Genomic DNA, 18,134 nt, shown 5'->3' on the forward strand with positions numbered 1-18,134 from the left:
GATATGTTTCAGGACGCCGGCGCCGCATGGCCGCCGGCGGACGTTTCCGGTGGACTTGTTCGCGACGCCCTGATTTACAGGGCGGCGCACGCCTCTCTGTGGCGGTCCGCCAGTCCGAAAGGTCTTCGATGTTCGGCGCACTCGCGAAGAAACTGTTTGGTTCGGTCAACGACCGTCGGGTCAAGGGTTATCAGGCCCGGGTCAAGCGCATCAACGCGCTCGAGCCCGAGATGGTGAAGCTGACGGACGACCAGCTCCGCCAGAAGACTGACGATTTCCGCGCCCGTCTGGCCGCCGGCGAGACCCTGGACGACCTGCTGGAAGAAGCCTTCGCCGTGGTGCGGGAAGCCGGCAAGCGCGTGCTTGGCCAGCGCCACTTCGACGTGCAGCTGGTTGGCGGCATGGTGCTGCACGATGGGTCCATCGCCGAGATGAAGACCGGCGAGGGCAAGACCCTTGTGGCGACGCTCGCCACCTATCTCAACGCCCTGCCCGGCGACGGCGTCCACAACGTCACCGTCAACGATTACCTCGCCAGCCGCGACTCCGCCTGGATGGGCCGGCTGTACAATTTCCTTGGCCTCAGCGTCGGCGTCATTGTCCATGGACTGGACGACGATGAGCGCCGCGCCGCCTATGCCTGCGACATCACCTACGGCACCAACAACGAATTCGGCTTCGACTACCTGCGCGACAACATGAAGTATGACATCGCGCAGATGACGCAGCGCGGGCATGCCTTCGCGGTGGTCGACGAGGTCGACTCGATCCTGATCGACGAAGCCCGCACGCCGTTGATCATTTCAGGCCCGCTGGAAGACCGCTCCGATCTGTACAACCAGATCGACAGGCTGATCCCGCATCTGACCAAAGAGCACTACGACCTGGACGAAAAGCAGCGCTCCGTATCGCTGACCGAAGAGGGCAACGAGCGCATCGAGGAATTGCTGCGCGAAGCCGGCCTGATGCAGGAAGGCAGCCTCTATGACGCCGCCAACGCCACCCTGGTGCATCATGTGAACCAGGCCCTGCGCGCCCACACCCTGTTCACCCGCGACAAGGATTACATCGTCAAGGACGGCGAAGTCGTCATCATCGACGAGTTCACCGGCCGCATGATGCAGGGACGGCGTTATTCTGAAGGACTGCACCAGGCGCTGGAAGCCCGCGAAGGCGTGCAGGTGCAGCCCGAGAACCAGACGCTGGCCTCGATCACCTTCCAGAACTATTTCCGCCTGTACAAGAAGCTCTCGGGCATGACCGGCACCGCCGGCACCGAGGCCGACGAGTTTCTCGACATCTATAACCTGCTGGTTGTGGAGATCCCCACCAACCTGCCGGTGCAGCGCGTTGACGAGGACGACGCCGTCTACCGCACCGAGCGCGAGAAATTCCAGGCCATCGCCGCCGAGATCGCCGAGGCGCAGGAGCGCGGCCAGCCGGTCCTGGTGGGCACCACCTCCATCGAGAAGTCCGAGCTGCTGGCCGCCTTCCTTGAGGAGCAGGGCCTGCGCATGATGGATTTCAGCAATCCGCGCGTGCTGGATCCGCTGTTCGAAGGCGCCCGCGCCGGCAAGCCGTCGAAGCAGTTCGCGGTGCTGAACGCCCGCTTCCACGAGCAGGAGGCGTTCATCGTCGCCCAGGCGGGCGTGCCGGGCGCCATCACCCTCGCCACCAACATGGCCGGTCGCGGCACCGACATCCAGCTCGGCGGCAACGCCGACATGCGCATCGCCTATGAGCTGGGCGACATGGAGGAAGGCCCGGCGCGGACCGCCCGTGAGGACGAAATCCGCGCGGAAGTCGCCCAGCTGAAGCAGAAGGCGCTGGCCGCCGGCGGCCTTTACGTGCTCGGCACCGAGCGCCACGAAAGCCGCCGCATCGACAACCAGCTGCGCGGCCGCTCGGGCCGTCAGGGCGACCCGGGCCTGTCGCGCTTCTTCCTGTCGCTGCAGGACGAGCTGATGCGCATTTTCGGCTCTGACCGCATGGACGGCATGCTGCAGCGCCTTGGCCTGAAGGACGGCGAGGCCATCTTCCACCCCTGGATCAACAAGGCCATCGCCAAGGCCCAGGGCAAGGTGGAAGCGCGCAACTACGACACGCGCAAGAACATTCTCAAATACGACAACGTCATGAACGACCAGCGCAAGGTCGTGTTCGAGCAGCGCCGCGATTTCATGGGCGCCGAAAGCGTCCGCGAAACCATCGACGAAATGCGCGAATCGACGGTTGAGGACGTGGTCGCCAGCAACATTCCGGCCGATGCCTATCCGGAGCAGTGGAACGTCGCCGGCCTGAAGGAAGGCGTGGAGCGCTGGCTCAATCTCGACCTGCCGGTCGAGGACTGGGCGAAGGAAGAGGGCATCGCCGACGAGGAAATCCGCGAGCGCCTGCACAAGGCCGCGGACGAGGCCTATGCGGCGCGGATCGAGAAGAACTCGCCCGAGTTGATGACCTACATCGAGAAGCAGGTGCTGTTGCAGTCGCTCGACCACCTGTGGCGCGAGCACCTGGTGACCCTCGATCACCTGCGTCAGGTCATCGGCTGGCGCGGCCTCGCCCAGCGCGATCCGCTCAACGAATACAAGGCGGAAGCCTTCCAGCTGTTTGACCAGCTGATCGTCAGCCTGCGCGAGCAGGTCACCGCCCAGCTGATGCGCGTGGAAGTGATGTTCGAGGCGCCGCCGGAACCGTCGCTGCCGCCGATGGAAGGGCATCATCTCGACCCGCTCACCGGCCAGGATGATTTCAACGTCAGCCAGGACTTCATCACCGCCGGCTACCTGCCCCAGCCGGTCCAGCCGGCCCAGGAGAGCGGCGGCGCCCGCGACCCCAACGACCCCGCCACCTGGGGCCGCGTTGGCCGCAACGACCCCTGCCCCTGCGGCTCCGGCAAGAAGTACAAGCACTGCCACGGCCAGCTCTCCTGAGGCGAACCGCGGATGAACCGATGCGAGGCGGCCCGGCAAACGGGCCGCCTTTTCCATGAGCGCGCCCGGCCCCAGCCCGCGCCTTGCAGCCGTTTCCGCTCAACCCGGATCGCAAGCGGCCAGAATTCTCCTTGTTTGAGCGAATTTTGATGGATCAGCCGTTACCGGCAGACCGGAAAGCGCTCCAAAACCAGAAACGCAAGAATTGGAAACGGCGGGAGGCAGGAATGGTTATGTTTCAGGTGGGTGCGCGCACGCAGAGCTGGCTGACGCTGGACGTCGACGCCATCCGCGCTGGCGCCACCCTCGTGGGCGATTTTAATCCGGTGCATCATGACGAGGAGTTCGCCGCCCGCACCCGCTTCGGCGGCCTGTTCGCCAGCGGCGCCCACACCTCGGCCCTGCTGGCCGGCGCGGTGAGCCAGGGCTGGCCAGCAACGCGGGAGCAGCCGGATCTGGCGCGCGGCTATGTGGGGGTGGACTACGCCGTGCAGTTCAAGGCGCCTTGCCTGGCCAATCACCGGCTGCGCCTTGAATGGGAGGTGACCGCGATCGAACCGAAAAGCCGGGGGCATGTCGTGCGGCTCGAAGGCCAGATCGTCGATGAGGACGCCGGCGTGGTGGTGCTGACCGGCCGGATGGCCATGCTCAGCTTCGGCGACTGAAACCGGCGCGGCCAGCCAGCGGAGACGGCAGACCACCGCGCATGTTTGCAGCGCAGGCGCCCGTCATGGCGACGAGCGCGACAACAGGCGGCGCGATAACAAAAAGGCGCGCGGGCAGCGGACGCGCCGGCAAGGCGCGTCCGCTGGCGTCAAAAATTGTTCTTCCACTCGCGCAGGGCGGCGAACACGGCGACCGGATCAGAACCGTCGAGATCGACCGAAGCGGCCAGCGCTGGCTGGTCGGCGCGCAGGAACGGGTTGGTGGTCTTCTCATCGCGCAATAGCGACGGCACGGTCAGCTGGCCATCGGCGCGCTGGCCCTCCACCACGGCGGCGCGCAGTTTCAGCGCGGCGTTGTCCGGGTCGACCGCCAGGGCGAAACGGGCGTTCGACAGCGTGTACTCGTGGCCACAGAACAACTGCGTGTCGTCAGGCAACGCCACGAGCTTCTGCAGCGAGCGCCACATGTCCTCCGGCGAGCCTTCCAGCAGGCGGCCGCAACCAAGAGCAAACAGCGTGTCGCCGGCGAACAGGGCGTGGGCGCCAGCAAAGTAATAGGAAATATGCCCGGCGGTGTGCCCGGGCGTGAACAGCACCGCTCCGGACAGCGAACCCACCATCACCGTATCGCCCTGGTTCACGAACAGGTCGGCCTCGGGCACGAACTCCGCTTCGCGCACCGGCGCGACAACGCGGGCGCCAAAGCGCTCCTTCAGTTCGGCGACGCCGGCGACATGGTCGGGATGCTTGTGGGTGACCAGGATGTCGGTGAGTTTCCAGCCGGTCTGTTCCAGCGCCGCGAGAATCGGCTCCGCTTCCGGCGCGTCGATGGAAGCGCAGGCGCCCGTCTCCTTGTCGCGCATCAGAACGCCGATATTATCGGACAGGCAGGGGAAAACGTGGAATTCGGCTGGCATGCAGATCTCTCGCTTGTCAGTTGCGCCCTGCGAAAGCAGGCAAACTTCCGGTATGGTTAACAGGTGACCGCGAAGGCGCGCGCCGTCAACGCCCGCGCGCCCATAAATGGCGCGATATCACCACATGGGGATGTTGAATCCACCCCCAGCGCAGGTTTGAATGGAGGCGACATGCCGATAGACGTGGTTGACCTGCGGGCCTTCTACGCCACCGCGACCGGCCGCGCCGCCTGCCAGATCATTGGCCGCGCGGCGGCGGCGCTGTGGCCATCGGCGCGCGGCTTGCGGGTGCTGGGCATTGGCTACGCCACGCCATACCTCGCCCTGGTGGGCAATGGCGCGGAGCGGGTGGCGGCCTTCATGCCGGCGGCCCAGGGCGTGGTGAACTGGCCGGCGACCGGCCTCAGCGCCTCTGCTCTGGTGGACGCGGCCATGTTGCCCCTGCCGGACGCCGCCTATGACCGGGTGCTGCTGGTCCACGCCCTTGAGCACGCAGATTCTCCAACCGACGTGCTGTCGGAGATCTGGCGGGTGCTCAGCCCGGGCGGCCGGCTGATGCTGGTGGCGCCGAACCGGCGCGGCGCCTGGGCCCGCAGCGACAGCACGCCCTTCGGCCACGGCCAGCCCTGGAGCCGCGCCCAGTTGCGCAATCTGCTCCGGCAAGCGCTGTTCTCGCCCGAGCACTGGCTGGACACGCTGTATATGCCGCCATTTCGCGACCGCCTGATGCTGCGCTCGGCGGCGGGGTGGGAGAAGGTCTGTGGCGGCCTCGGCCTGCCGTTCGCCGGCGTGCACGTGGTGGAAGCCAGCAAGCAATTGCACCGGCCCGTAGCCGTGACGCGCCAGCAGCGGGTCGTGCGCTTCCAGCCGGTGCTGGCCCCACGGGCATTTTCCAGCGAGGCTGACACCCGGCTGCGTTAGCGCGCCTTGCGGCCAGGGCGATCAGGGCGATCAGGAAAATACCGGGCCGGCGGGAGCGGCGCCTGGCCGGGCAAACCTGCGCCTCCCGCCTGAGCCAGCCTACGGGGCCGTGGTCTGCGGCAACGCCAGGGCGCGTCCGCGCGTGTCTGCCGCCACCAGCGTCAGGAAGGCGCCTGCGGGGCAGGCATGTGGTTCGGTTGCCACCACGAAGCCAAAGCGGAGCTTCATGAACTTGCGCGGATCTGGCAGCCCGGCTTCCGTCGCCAGCCGCATCGCTTCAGCCGGGCGCAGGCGGGTGCGCTCGGCCCAGCCGACCTGACGCCCGTCGCAGAACACGCCGATCCACGCCCTGTGGCCAGGCGCGGCCAGATCAATAGCCCAACCCTGAACGGCGACCCTGCCGTCCGGCAGGCGCTGGCTCTGGTCGATCCCGCCGCGCGGCGAGACGAAGGCCCGGTCTGCGGCGGCGAGGCGCGCATTGATCGCCGCCGCAGACGGATCGCCCGTCACGGCGCCATGGTTGGAAAATGCCTCCAGGGCTGTGGCGGCGCGGGCCCCCTGACGCTGGTCGATCGCGGCCATGACAGCGCCCATGGCCCCAAGGGCGAAGAAAATCGCGACGTAAGCCCAGGCGAGCCGCAGGGCCTGCGCCTCGGCGAGCCCCTCAATGCGCTGGCGCAGACGCCGGTAGAGCTTCAGATCGAGCCAGCCGAACGGCAACGCCGCCAGGGTGCACAGCACAACGCACAGCGCCCACACAAGCCGCCAGTCCATGCCCGGCGGCGCCCAGCGCATGATGGCGATGATTAGCGGAATATGAATGAGATAAAGCGCGTAGCTGGCGTCGCCAAGGCGCAGGCCGACGGCGTTCAGCCAGCCCTTCCAGGCCGGCAGGGCAAGGCAGCCGGCGACCATGACCGCCGCCGCCGCGCCAGCGGCGGCGCGAAACTCCGGCTCGCCCAGCAGGCTCCAGCAACTGATGGGAATGAGCGGCGTCAGCATGAACAGCGGATGCACGCGCAGGCGCCGCGTCAGCGCCGGAACCAGCAGACCGCAGGCGAAAGCGATGTTGGCGCTGGCAACCGGCAGGCTGATGAGCGTCGGCGCCTGACTGACATCGGCATGGGGCGCGAGCAGCATGCGCGCGGCGATCACCAGCAGCCAGAGAATGGCGACCGGCGTGATCCATCGCGTCAGGCCTGCGGCAATCACGAGGAAAACGCTGACGTAAAACGAGGTTTCGAACAGCAGCGTCCATTCCACCCCGCCGAGGGTCCAGCCAACCTCCCCGACAGGAACCAGCGTGATGGCGAGCAGGCGCGGCGTGCGCCACTGGCCTGCAAGCAGCGGCGACAACGCCACGTAGGTCGCGATGATCGCCAGAAAAATCGGATAGATCCGCGCCAGCCGGTGCAGCAGGAACCGGCCCGGCGCGGCGCCGGGCGCGATGCGCGCCATCAGGAAACCGGAGAGCGCGAAGAAAATGGCGACGCCGGTGACGGCCCATGGCGCCGCAATTCTGCTGAGATCGGTGGGCGCGCCCAGATCCAGCGAGGCATACTGCGCGGCGTGATAAACCACGACCGCAAGCGCCGCCAGGGCGCGCAGATACTGCAGCCCATCGATGCGGCCAGCCCCCTGGCGCGGCGCGGCGCGGCGCGAGGCGGCGGGATGCAGGGCAGCCCCGGGCGCGGGCGCTGGTCGTGCTGACGCCGCACGCGAAAAAGCGGTATCCGGCTTGTTCATCCTGAAGGCTTCTGGAACTTCCCCGACGCGGACAACATTGCATCCGCGCACATTACGCATGCGAATAGTTTCTGACCGGCAAATCTTTAGCGACGACGATTACCCGCGGGAACAGAATTCCGCCCCATTTGGCGCATTTCCATGCTGCGCGGCCTGGCGTGACGGCCGGAGGCCGGGGAACCCAGGCATCCGGCGCGTGCATTCGCATGGGACGGGAACGACAGTTCGTGCTATGTCGCCCCGTCCGCGTGCGTGATCTGGCCTGGCCTGATTACGGATCGCCTGCCATCGCGCAGGCGCGGACCGGAGAGTTTCCACCGCTCCGCGTGGCCTGGCGCCAACGCGGAAGCCAGATGAATGGATGCGGCTGTCTCAACCATGCGAAGCTATCTCGATTTTGAAAAACCAGTCGCCGAGATCGAGGCCAAGATCGATGAGCTCCGCGTCGTGGCGGAAGGCGACGTCAACGTCGCGCTGGATGAGGAAATCAGCCGGCTCCAGGCCCGCGCCAGCAAAACGCTGTCGGATCTCTACGCCGCGCTGACCCCATGGCAGAAGACCATGGTGGCGCGTCACCCCAACCGGCCGCATTTCCGCGACTATTGCGACGCCCTGATCACCGACATGACCCCGCTGGCCGGCGACCGCGCCTTTGGCGAGGACGAGGCCCTCATTGCCGGCTTCGGCCGCTTCCGCGGCGAGCCCGTGTGCGTGCTCGGCCAGGAAAAGGGCTGGAACACCGAAACCCGCCTGCGCCACAATTTCGGCATGGCCCGCCCCGAAGGCTACCGCAAGGCGGTGCGCCTGATGGAGATGGCGGACCGTTTCGGCCTGCCGGTGCTCTCCTTCGTTGATACGGCCGGCGCCTATCCGGGCATCGGCGCGGAGGAGCGCGGCCAGGCTGAGGCCATCGCCCGCTCTACCGAGGAAGCGCTTGGCCTTGGCGTCGCCAATGTGGCCCTGGTGGTGGGTGAAGGCGGTTCGGGCGGCGCGGTGGCGATCGCCGCCGCCAATCGCGTGCTGATGATGGAGCACGCGATCTATACGGTGGCCTCTCCGGAAGCCTCGGCCTCGATCCTGTGGCGCAACGCCGCCCGGGCGCAGGACGCCGCCACCAACATGAAGATCACCGCCCAGGATCTGCTGAAATTCGGCATCATCGACGGCATTGTGCCGGAGCCCGTCGGCGGAGCCCACCGCGACCCTGCGGCGGCGATCCGCTCGGCCGGCAACGCCGTCGCGGCGGCCTTGCAGGAGTTCGCCGGCATGACCCCGGCCGCCATCCGCAAGGCGCGCGAGGACAAGTTCCTGGCGATCGGCCGCAAGTAAGCGCCGGAGCCGCCGCAGGCCGCGCGCGGGAAAAAGTCATTGCCCACAGGCGCCTGATAGTGTCTCATCCGGCTGGTGGGGGGCATGGGCGCGGGGTATGTCCGCCGCAGAAGCGCCCGGGCCGGCGTCCCGATCTGGGGCAGATTGCCGGGCGTCGCGACGCGGGACATGCGTTATGCGCAGCCCCGCGTAAGGAGCTGGTAAGGTTCCTGGAGGTACAAACACCGGATTGGGACAACCGCCGGAAGTCCCTGCCGGCTTTCCCTGCCCCTGCAAGCCGCGGGGCGCGGCGCGCCAGAAGATTTCCAATCGGACATTCCGCCAGACTGGCCGATTGGACATCGTTTGAGAGTGGATCTGGGAAGATGTTGAAGCTTGTCATCCGCACCACCCTGTTCGCAGCCGCAGCGCTGGCGCTGGCGGCGTGCCAGGACGGCGGCGGGCCGGGCAGCGCCCGGGCCCGGGCTCCGATTCCCCAAAAAACCGTTGCGCTCATGCAGGAAAAAGGCATGAGCCAGGCCGCGCCGATCCTGATCCGCTCCTACAAGAAGGAAGCGGAGCTGGAGGTCTGGAAGCGTGACAGCAAGGGCGAATACGCGCTGCTGAAGACCTACCCGATCTGCCGCTGGTCCGGCCAGCTGGGGCCAAAGATCCGCGAAGGCGACCGCCAGGCGCCGGAGGGATTCTATACGATCACCCCCACGCAAATGAACCCGAACTCCAGCTTCTACCTGTCGTTCGACACCGGCTTCCCCAATGCCTATGACCGGGCCTATGGCCGCACCGGGCGTTATCTGATGGTGCATGGCGCCTGCTCATCGGCGGGCTGCTTCTCGATGACCGACGAACAGATCGCCGAGATTTACGCCATCGGCCGCGAGGCGTTCGCTGGCGGCCAGCGCTCATTCCAGTTCCAGTCCTATCCGTTCCGGATGACGCCGCAGAACCTGGCCCGCTACCGCAACGATCCGAATATCGCTTTCTGGCGCAACCTGAAGGAAGGCTCGGACTACTTCGAGGTGACGAAGCAGATCCCGGCCGTCGGCGTGTGCAACAAGCGCTATGTGTTCGGTTCGCAATCGGCGAGCTGCGGCGCGACGGAGCAGCCGGCCATCGCCCAGGCGCTGGCGCAAAAGCGCGCCAACGATGACCACAAGATCGCCGAGCTCGTCTCCACAGGAGCCAAGGCGGTGCGGCTGGTTTACCAGGATGGCGGCCAGCATCCGTCATTCCGCGGCGAAGGCGGCTCGGTGCTGTCATTCAGCCGTCCGACCCGCTTCGCCGGCAACATCAGCCGCCCGGACGCCCTGGCCAGCGCGCCGCAGGAAATCGAGATGCCGGATAGCGCCCCGGCGTCCTCCGCCATTGCGATGACCCCGCGCCCGGCGACGACGCCAGCCGCCGCAGACCCGGTGGCCACCGGCTCCGTCACCGCCGTTGCCGCAACCGCGCCCGCCGCCCAGCCACTGAATGCAGCCGCCGAAGCGCCGTCCGCTGGCGTCTTCAGCAAGGCCCTGTCGCTTGGCGGCATCCTCTCCGGCGACAAGCCCGCGCAGGCGGCCGACCCGGTGAAGGCGGCCGAGGCGCCATCGCCCTCGGGCGGCTGAGTCAGCCTTTACGGAACCAGTTCAGAGGTCACGGAGCGCAACGCACAAACGGGCTTTGGTCATGGACACGCCGCCCCCCGGAGCATTGACCGATCTGATGGCGTCTCTCCGGCGGGGGTGGACAGCTTCGCCCCCCGCGCCATCATGGCTGGCGCCAGCTTGCGACGACGCGGCGGCCATTGCCGGCGCGGCGGGCTGGAAACCGCTCGCTGGCGACCTCACATCATCGGGCATGGTCCCCGCCCCGCGCTCCTCCTCCGCGTCCCAGGGCGCCATGTGGCGCCGCCTCGCCTTTGCCGGCCTGTGTGCTCTGGCGTTTGCGGGCGGGCCGGTTCACGCCAGCCCGTCAGCCACGGACGCCGGATCAAACAACGCCGAACCAAACGACGCCAGACCAAAGGACGTCAGACTTGGCGAGGCCGGACCTGGCGAGGCCGGACCAAAAGACGCCGCCGTCATCTACGGGCCGCCCATTCCCTCAATGGGCCAGAAACCTGACGACGCGCCCGCCAGCGCCGGGCGCAGGAAGCCGCGCTCCGGCCGCGAAGCGCTGCGAAACCAGGTGATGGAAGCGGCCCGCGCCGCCGGCATGCCGCCGGAGCTGGCCGACGCCGTCGCCACCGTGGAAAGCAATTACAACACCGCCGCCATTGGCGGGGTCGGCGAAATCGGCCTGATGCAGGTGTTGCCGTCCACGGCGCGCATGCTGGGCTTTGGCGGAACCCTGACCGAGCTGGCGACCCCGGAAACCAATATCCGTTACGGCGTGAACTACCTCTCGCGGGCGTGGCGCCTTTCCGGCGGCGATATCTGCACCACCGTCATGAAATACCGGGCGGGCCATGGCGAAAGCCGGTTTTCGCATCGGTCCGTGGACTATTGCATCCGTGTGCGCGCCCATCTCGCCGCCAATGGCTACAAGGTGACCGGCGAGGTCCCCAAAGCAACCTTTGGCGACCCCGCCAGCGTGCGCGTCGCCAGCAGGGGCGGCGTTCGCGTGGCGAGCGGACGGCGCAGCCGCTACAACTGGCGCGCCGCCGACGCGCGCATGAAGTCCATCTCCAGCAAGGTGTCCTTCAACGCCCTGATCATCGCCCGCTGACGCCAGACGCGCCCCGCGCCACAGGCCGGAGTTGGCAAGGGCTGGCAGGGGTCTGGACACCGTCCGGTCGCGACGGGCGCGCCATTGCCTGACATGAGCCACGCCCGCCTGGCGGCGCAGCAGCGGCATCCCCAAAACCTCCCGGATTCCCGGCAAGCATCACGACGCGCTGGCGCCCTCCCTGCGCGGCCTTGCCGCGCTGGCGCGTTGCCTTTGGGGCAGCGCCAGCCATATCTGGAATTGTGTCCATCTGGACACATCCAGGCGTCTTTCCGCCATGATGACTCAAAAATGACTACATGCAGGCCGCCATTGCACAACCGTTGGGCAATCTGCACCAAGCTTGACGTTGCGCCAGCGCCTGTTCGCCCCTGAAGCTGCACGGGAAGATTCTTTTGCATGCGTTCAGGGGATGCACCATCATGCGCCAGCTTTCCGTACTTTCAGCCGCAGCGGCTCTGTCCATGGCCATTGCGGCTCCGGCGCTGGCCGCTGACGCCCCGGCTCCGGCAGCGCCAGCCCCGGCCGCGCCCGCCGCCAAGTCCACGCCGTTTGATCTGGCGTTCGGCGTCAAGTTCACCACGAACTACATGTTCCGCGGCATCTCCCAGTCCAACCGCAATCCCGTGCCGCAGGCCTATGTCGAAGCCCAGTTCCTCGACAACCTGATCTATGTGAACGCCTTCTATTCCAAGGTTGATCTGGTGACGCGCCCGGCGGCGGAGACCGACATCGCCGTCGGCATCCGCCCGAAGCTCGGTCCGCTCAACTTCGACATTGGCTGGATGGTGTACGGCTATCCGAAGGAGCGCCGCCTGTTCAATCCCTATTCGCCGGTTGAATACACCGGCTATCTCGGGACGTTCGAGGCGCCTGCGATCCTGTCGCCGAAGAACACGGACTTCCAGGAAATTCACGCGGCGGTGTCTGGCGACATTGGCGACTTCACGCTCGGCGCAGGCGTCTATTACGCCTGGAACTGGCTGGGAACCGGCGCGCCGGCCACCTATGTCAACGGCACGCTGAAGTACACGATTCCGGAATCGGTGACCGCCGGCGCCTTCCCGGGCAAGGTCTCGTTCTCGGGCGAGCTTGGCTATTATGATCTCGGCCGCACCGCGTGGAACTATGGGGCGGTCAAGCTGAAGAGCTACACCACCTGGAATGTCGGCGCGTCCTACAACTACAAGAACCTGACCGTGGACCTGCGCTATTCGGACACCAACCTCAGCAAGCAGGACTGCTTCCTGAACACCAGCGATCCGCGCGGCTTCGCCACCGGCAGCGGCCGCTCCTCATGGTGCGGCGCCACCTTCCTCGCCACCGTCTCGGTCGACTTCACCCTGTCGGGCCTGCAGGAAGCCCTGGCGCGCTGAACAACAACCGCGCGCCGGAAACAACCGGCGCGCGGGCAACAATGAAAAGGGGCGGCCTCCCCCCGGAAACCGCCCCGACAATCCTGACAACCACAACGCCGGCGCCAGTTCGCCGGCGCGTCGACAATCCGCAAGGCCCGCCCCCCGGCAAGGCCTGACGGGACAGGAACAGACCCGGCGAGCCATGCCCGCCGGGTTTTTGCATCAGCCATTGCCGATGTACTGGCCGCCGTTGACCGTGTGCACCGCGCCGGTGAAGAAGGCGGCCTTGTCGGAGGCCAGGAACGCCACCAGGTCGCCCACTTCCTCCGCCTTGCCGAGTCGGCCGGTCGGAATGGTGGCGATGATCTTCTTCAGCGCTTCCTCCGGCACCGCCGCCACCATGTCCGTATCGATGTAACCCGGGCAGATGCAGTTGACCGTGATGCCCTTGGCGGCGTTTTCCTGCGCCAGCGCCTTGGTGAAGCCGATGACGCCAGCCTTCGCCGCCGAATAATTGGCCTGACCCATCTGGCCCTTCTGACCATTGATCGACGAGATATTGATGATGCGGCCAAAGCCGCGCTCACGCATGCCGTCGATCAGCGGACGGGTCATCGTGAACATCGAATCCAGGTTGGTGCGCATCACCTCGCGCCACTGGTCGAACTTCATGCGATGGAACATGCCGTCGCGCGTGATGCCGGCGTTGTTGACGAGAATGTCGACCGGGCCGAGATCGGCGGCGACGCGCGCCAGTCCTTCGGCGCAGGCCTCAGCGTCACCCACGTCCCACTTGTAGACGCTGACGCCGCTCTCCGCGCGAAACGCCTCGGCCGCCGCGTCGTTGCCGGCATATACGGCGGCGACCTTGTAGCCGTCCGCTGCAAGAGCCTTCGAAATAGCGGCGCCAATACCGCGCGTACCGCCAGTAACAACAGCAACCCGGGACATCGATTTTCTCCAGACCAGCCGGCGCCACATGAACGCAGGCCAGAGCGCCCACGTCATGACCGACGTGGCGGCGCTGTTCCAAACACCATGGGTGGGGCCAACTTTCCTCCGGGAACCGCCATGCCAGTGAACACGTCCCCGGGCTTCGTCGCCCCTGGCCCCGTGATACGATGGTCGGCCCCGCGGGAGTACTGTCTGAAAGTCGAACACCGCCAGGGAATACGTCTTAGGAAGAAAGTATTATCAGGCTCGGCGCCTGGCTGATCCGACGGTTTTGACGTCAGAAACACGCCCGCAACAGGCGCGTTGCTTCCGGAATGCTCCCGCCAGCCGGCCATATCCCGCGTGTGCGTCCATCTGGCGCAAGCCTCCCCGCGAAGGTCAGAAGCCAGCCACTTGCGCGCGGGCGTCACAGCCACTGTGGCATGGCCCCATTCCCGCTGCCCTGATAGCGGGTCACGAAGATGCTGGCGCAGTGGTGACCTGAAAAGCGCCAGCGCCGCCCTGGCTTCACCCGGACCCGCCGGGTCGTCCCATCGCATTTGGGAGCTCGCCTGATTTCGACCTGATGCTGGCCTGATCTGGCGAAAGACGTAGATCATCGCCCGGGAACACGGAGGATGCCCCTGCCGCTCGCCTTTTTAGGTAGGCGTCATTCAGCTCATTTGCCGAATTTGTGATTTTGTCCGGCTGGCTAGACTTCAATGCAAGCCTGTTCCGGCAAGAAAATCAGTATTTCCGGTGTCTTTCAGGCGATTCACTGGAGCCGGCCCGGCTCATACTGGACGTTTACGCGATCCAGCATGAATACGGAATCCGTCTCTGTCCAATCGTTGGAGGGCGATTGCCCCTGACTGTGAAGTCGCCACCCGGCTCCACAGCGAGGGATCGCGCTCTGGTGCTCAGACGCATCTGCTTTGCATTGCCGGGCAAATGTCGCGCCCCATGACGCCGCTGCGGGAGTTGCGGGCTGGTCGCGCGTCCCGTCATGCCTGCGTCGGAGCTCAAGCACCTGCCCCACCTGGCCCTGCCCAGGCGGGACAGACCGGGAGGGGGCTCATGGCCAGGCTGAAACGTACCCTGACATCCACAACCGCATTGCACCTGCTTTCAGGCGCGCTCGCCGCGCCGGCGCTCATCGCTGGCGCCAGCGCGGCGCGCGCTGATTGCACGACCGTCGGCAGCGTCACCACCTGCACCTCAGCCGCCGTCAATCCTTACCCGACCATGATCGGAACCGGCCCAGGCGACGACAACCGCACCGTCACGATTGAAAACGGCGCAACCGTCGGCGTCACCAATACCCCCGCCATTTCGCTGGGCAATAACGCCATGATCACCATCCGCACCGGCGGCAAGGTGACCGACCACGCGGACAATAATGGCGACGGCCCGTGGGGCACTGGCAATAACGCCATCGAATTCGGCAACAACGGCCGGCTGCTCATCGAGGCCGGCGCATCGGTCATCAAGACCGGCGACCAGGAAAACGCCGAGGCCATCAATGTGCACGGCTCCGGCAATGTCATCACCAATTACGGCCTGGTCCAGACCCAGGACAGCGCGCCCCTGTGGTTCCAGGACATTCCAGAACTGCAAACCGGCGTGCGCAATGTGGTCGAAAATTACGGCCAGATCATACGCGTCGACAACGGCAACCTGTTCGGCTCCACCAACCCGGGACCGGACACCGGCATCGTCCTGATCAACCACACCGGCGCGACGATCAAGGGCGATCTCATTTTTACCGAAGGCAACGACGACCTGCACATCTATGCCGGCTCGACCATCAATGGCGCCATTAATGGCGGCGGCGGCTTTAACAGCCTGTTCCTCGACGGCGCCGCCGGCACCCAGGACCAGATCGCCAATCATGTCCCCAACTTCCAGGCCCTGATCAAGGAAGGCGCCGGCCAGTGGACCGTGACCGGCAGCCTTGACGGCTACGACACCACCACCCTGCGCGAGGGCGTGCTGACGCTGACCGGCGACAATTCCGATTATCAGGGCAACGTGCTCGTCGAGAACGCCGGCGTGCTGGAAGCCCGCGCCCAGAGCATGCCGGTGCGGATCGACCCCGCCGCCAATATCAACAATATCCAGAATGATGGCGTGGTGCGCTTCACCCAGCCAACCGGCGACGACGCGACCTATGTGGGCCAGATCACCGGCGCCGGCGTTGTCGAGAAGACCGGCGGCGGCGTGCTGACGCTGGCCCCCGACGCTCCGGCGGGCAACACCTATGCCGGGGGCACCATCATTCGCGGCGGCGTTGTCGCGGCGGCGGCTGACAGCGCCATTGGCGCCGCGACCGGCCCGCTGACGCTCGACGGCGGCGCATTCCGCTTCACCAGCAGCTATGATCTGGCGGCCACCCGCGCCGTCACCGTTACCGCCAGCAATGGCGCCATTGATGTGGTCGCCGGCGCTACCGGCGGCATCAGCCAGGCCATCACTGGCGCCGGCGCCCTGACCAAGTCCGGCGACGGAACCCTCATCCTCTCCGGCAATAATACCTGGGCTGGAGGCACCACCATTGCCGCCGGCACGCTGCAACTGGGCAATGGCGGCGCTTCCGGCTCGCTGGTTGGCGACGTCAACAACCAGGCGCAGCTCACAATCAACCGCTCCGGCGCCTGGACCTATGCCGGCGCTATTTCCGGCCCCGGCGCCGTCACCCAGGCAGGCCCCGGAACCACGACCCTCACCGGAGCCAACACCTGGACCGGCGGAACCACCATCGCCGCCGGCGCGCTGCAACTGGGCAACGGCGGCGCCACGGGCTCGCTGGTCGGCGACGTGCTCAACAACGGCCAGCTCACCTTCAACCGGTCGAATACCTATGCGTTCGATGGGGTGGTGTCCGGCTCCGGCGTGGTTACCCAGGCGGGCGCGGGCATGACGCTGCTCAGCAACGTCAACACCTGGACCGGCCCAACCCATGTGCTGGCCGGAACCCTGGCGGTGGGCGGCCCCGCCAGCGCGGCCGCGGCCATCGCGGGCGCCGGGGCCATTGACGTGGCGGCGGGCGCGACGCTCGGCGGCTACGGCTCCGTGGCCGGCAACGTGCGCAACGATGGCGTCATCGCCGTCGCCAACGCCCTGTCGGCCTTCTCTGGCGCCCAGACCGGCAACTTCACCATCGGCGGCCAGCTCAGCAATGCTGGCCTGGTCCGCCTCGGCGGCGCCGGCATCGGCAACACGCTGACCGTGGGCAGCTACACCGGCCTTGGCGGCGTCATCGCCCTCAACACTTACCTTGGCGGCGACGGCTCGCCGTCCGACCGGCTGATCATCAATGGCGGCGCGGGTACGGGCTCCACCACGCTGGCGATCACCAATGTGGGTGGCCCAGGCGCGGCCACCCCTGGCAACGGCATTCTGGTTGTCAGCGCCATCAACGGCGCCACGACAACGACCAACGCCTTCTCCACCGGCAATCTTGTCGCCGGTCCCTATCAGTACACGCTGTATCGCGGCTCCCGCGACGCCACTGACCCGGATTCCTGGTATCTGCGCTCGCAGGCGCAAAACTCCGGCGGCGGCGGCGGCGGGAATGGCGGCGGGGGCGGCGGTGGCGGGGGCGGCGGCCCGGTCATTCCGGACTACCGGAAGGAAACCTCACTCTACGCCGCCCTGCCCTCCATGGCCCTGCTCTACGGCCAGAGCATGCTGGGCACCCTGCACGAGCGCGTTGGCGAACAGGAGTTGCAGCGCGGGCTGAACGGCGCCAACGGCTCGCCCCTGTCGAAAGCGGTCTGGGGCCGGGTGATCGGCAGCCATGGCAACAATGATGGCGACGGTCGCGGCATTTACGGCTCGGGCCCTGCCTTCACCTGGGATTTCTATGCCTTCCAGATCGGCATGGACCTGTATCGCAAGGAGCACGAGGACGGCAGCCGCGATCACGCCGGCATCTACATTGGGGCCGGCCACGCCGACGGTTCGGCCCGCCACTACACGGGCATCCGCGCCGGCGACATGCGCTTCGACGGCTATACCGTCGGCGCCTACTGGACCCATTATGGCGCGACCGGCTGGTATGTGGACGCGGTCGCCCAGGGCACCTGGTACAGCGACGTGAAAGCCAACTCCGGGCGCCTCTCGCCGCTGTCCACCAGCGGGTTCGGCGTCGCCCTGTCGCTGGAAACCGGCTACCCGTTTGCCCTTGGCGATGGCTGGGTGCTGGAGCCGCAGGCGCAGATCGTGCTGCAGAAGATCAACTTCGATGGCGGCTATGACGGCGCGTCTTACGTGCGCTTCAGCGACGTGCAATCCGTCGCCGCCCGCGTCGGCGCCCGCCTGTCGAAGACCTGGGTGCTGGATACGGACAATGGCCAGATGCGGATCAACGCCTGGCTGCGCGGCAATGTGTGGAACGAGTTCGCCGGCGTCCCGAAAGCCAATTTCACAAGTCAGCTGGGCTATGTGCCGTTCCGCTCCGACATGAAGGGCGCCTGGGCCGACATCAGCGCCGGCATCACCGCCCAGTTCAACGCCTCGACAGCGCTCTACGCCGCTGTCAGCTACCAGACCAGCTTCGACGGCCGTCGCGACGGCTGGGGCGGCAAGGCCGGCGTCCGCTTCACCTGGTAAGCATTCACC

Annotated in this window: 11 protein-coding genes; 8 read left to right on the forward strand and 3 right to left on the reverse strand. The window is 66.6% G+C overall.

Annotated features, from left to right (window positions below; all coding sequences use genetic code 11):
• Positions 1 to 128: 128 nt before the first annotated feature.
• Together secA and ACERNI_RS08345 are read left to right on the forward strand one after the other, a co-directional pair.
• Complete coding sequence (secA, locus tag ACERNI_RS08340) at positions 129 to 2,933, forward strand: preprotein translocase subunit SecA (RefSeq protein ID WP_448832794.1); 2,805 nt, start codon at positions 129 to 131, stop codon at positions 2,931 to 2,933.
• Positions 2,934 to 3,160: 227 nt separating this feature from the next.
• Positions 3,161 to 3,598: a MaoC family dehydratase gene (locus tag ACERNI_RS08345; RefSeq protein ID WP_448832795.1), complete on the forward strand. Its 438-nt coding sequence runs from the start codon at positions 3,161 to 3,163 to the stop codon at positions 3,596 to 3,598.
• A gap of 149 nt (positions 3,599 to 3,747) precedes the next feature.
• Here the strand turns inward: ACERNI_RS08345 and gloB are convergent, their stop codons facing one another.
• On the reverse strand, positions 3,748 to 4,515 hold the full coding sequence (gene gloB, locus ACERNI_RS08350; RefSeq protein ID WP_448832796.1) for a hydroxyacylglutathione hydrolase: 768 nt from the start codon (positions 4,513 to 4,515) through the stop codon (positions 3,748 to 3,750).
• 171 nt (positions 4,516 to 4,686) lie between these two features.
• Between gloB and ACERNI_RS08355 the strand changes: the two genes are divergently transcribed.
• A complete protein-coding gene (locus ACERNI_RS08355; RefSeq protein ID WP_448832797.1) occupies positions 4,687 to 5,436 on the forward strand; it encodes a class I SAM-dependent methyltransferase in 750 nt (249 codons plus the stop codon).
• 99 nt (positions 5,437 to 5,535) lie between these two features.
• On the opposite strand, the gene ACERNI_RS08360 is transcribed toward ACERNI_RS08355, so the two are convergent.
• Positions 5,536 to 7,182 (reverse strand): acyltransferase family protein, encoded by a 1,647-nt coding sequence (locus tag ACERNI_RS08360; protein WP_448832798.1) that lies wholly within the window; start codon positions 7,180 to 7,182, stop codon positions 5,536 to 5,538.
• A 378-nt stretch (positions 7,183 to 7,560) separates the two neighbouring features.
• Here ACERNI_RS08360 and ACERNI_RS08365 point away from each other — a divergent pair, with 378 nt between their 5' ends.
• The 4 genes from ACERNI_RS08365 to ACERNI_RS08380 all read left to right on the forward strand — a co-directional run bounded on the left by ACERNI_RS08365 (position 7,561) and on the right by ACERNI_RS08380 (position 12,596).
• A complete protein-coding gene (locus ACERNI_RS08365) occupies positions 7,561 to 8,511 on the forward strand; it encodes an acetyl-CoA carboxylase carboxyltransferase subunit alpha (protein ID WP_448832855.1) in 951 nt (316 codons plus the stop codon).
• A 365-nt stretch (positions 8,512 to 8,876) separates the two neighbouring features.
• The gene (locus ACERNI_RS08370) at positions 8,877 to 10,118 is read left to right on the forward strand and encodes a L,D-transpeptidase family protein (RefSeq protein ID WP_448832799.1); all 1,242 of its coding nucleotides are present in this window, start codon (positions 8,877 to 8,879) and stop codon (positions 10,116 to 10,118) included.
• A 61-nt stretch (positions 10,119 to 10,179) separates the two neighbouring features.
• Entirely contained in the window at positions 10,180 to 11,220 is a 1,041-nt protein-coding gene (locus ACERNI_RS08375) for a lytic transglycosylase domain-containing protein (protein WP_448832800.1), read from the forward strand.
• 422 nt (positions 11,221 to 11,642) lie between these two features.
• Entirely contained in the window at positions 11,643 to 12,596 is a 954-nt protein-coding gene (locus tag ACERNI_RS08380; protein ID WP_448832801.1) for a TorF family putative porin, read from the forward strand.
• 204 nt (positions 12,597 to 12,800) lie between these two features.
• On the opposite strand, the gene phbB is transcribed toward ACERNI_RS08380, so the two are convergent.
• Positions 12,801 to 13,529: an acetoacetyl-CoA reductase gene (phbB, locus tag ACERNI_RS08385; RefSeq protein ID WP_448832802.1), complete on the reverse strand. Its 729-nt coding sequence runs from the start codon at positions 13,527 to 13,529 to the stop codon at positions 12,801 to 12,803.
• Positions 13,530 to 14,588: 1,059 nt separating this feature from the next.
• On the opposite strand from phbB, the gene ACERNI_RS08390 reads away from it, so the two are divergent.
• Positions 14,589 to 18,125 carry an autotransporter outer membrane beta-barrel domain-containing protein gene (locus ACERNI_RS08390; RefSeq protein WP_448832803.1) on the forward strand — a complete coding sequence of 1,179 codons (3,537 nt, stop codon included), beginning with the start codon at positions 14,589 to 14,591 and terminating at the stop codon, positions 18,123 to 18,125.
• The last annotated feature ends 9 nt before the right edge of the window (positions 18,126 to 18,134 follow it).

This window comes from Camelimonas sp. ID_303_24, from assembly GCF_053543495.1.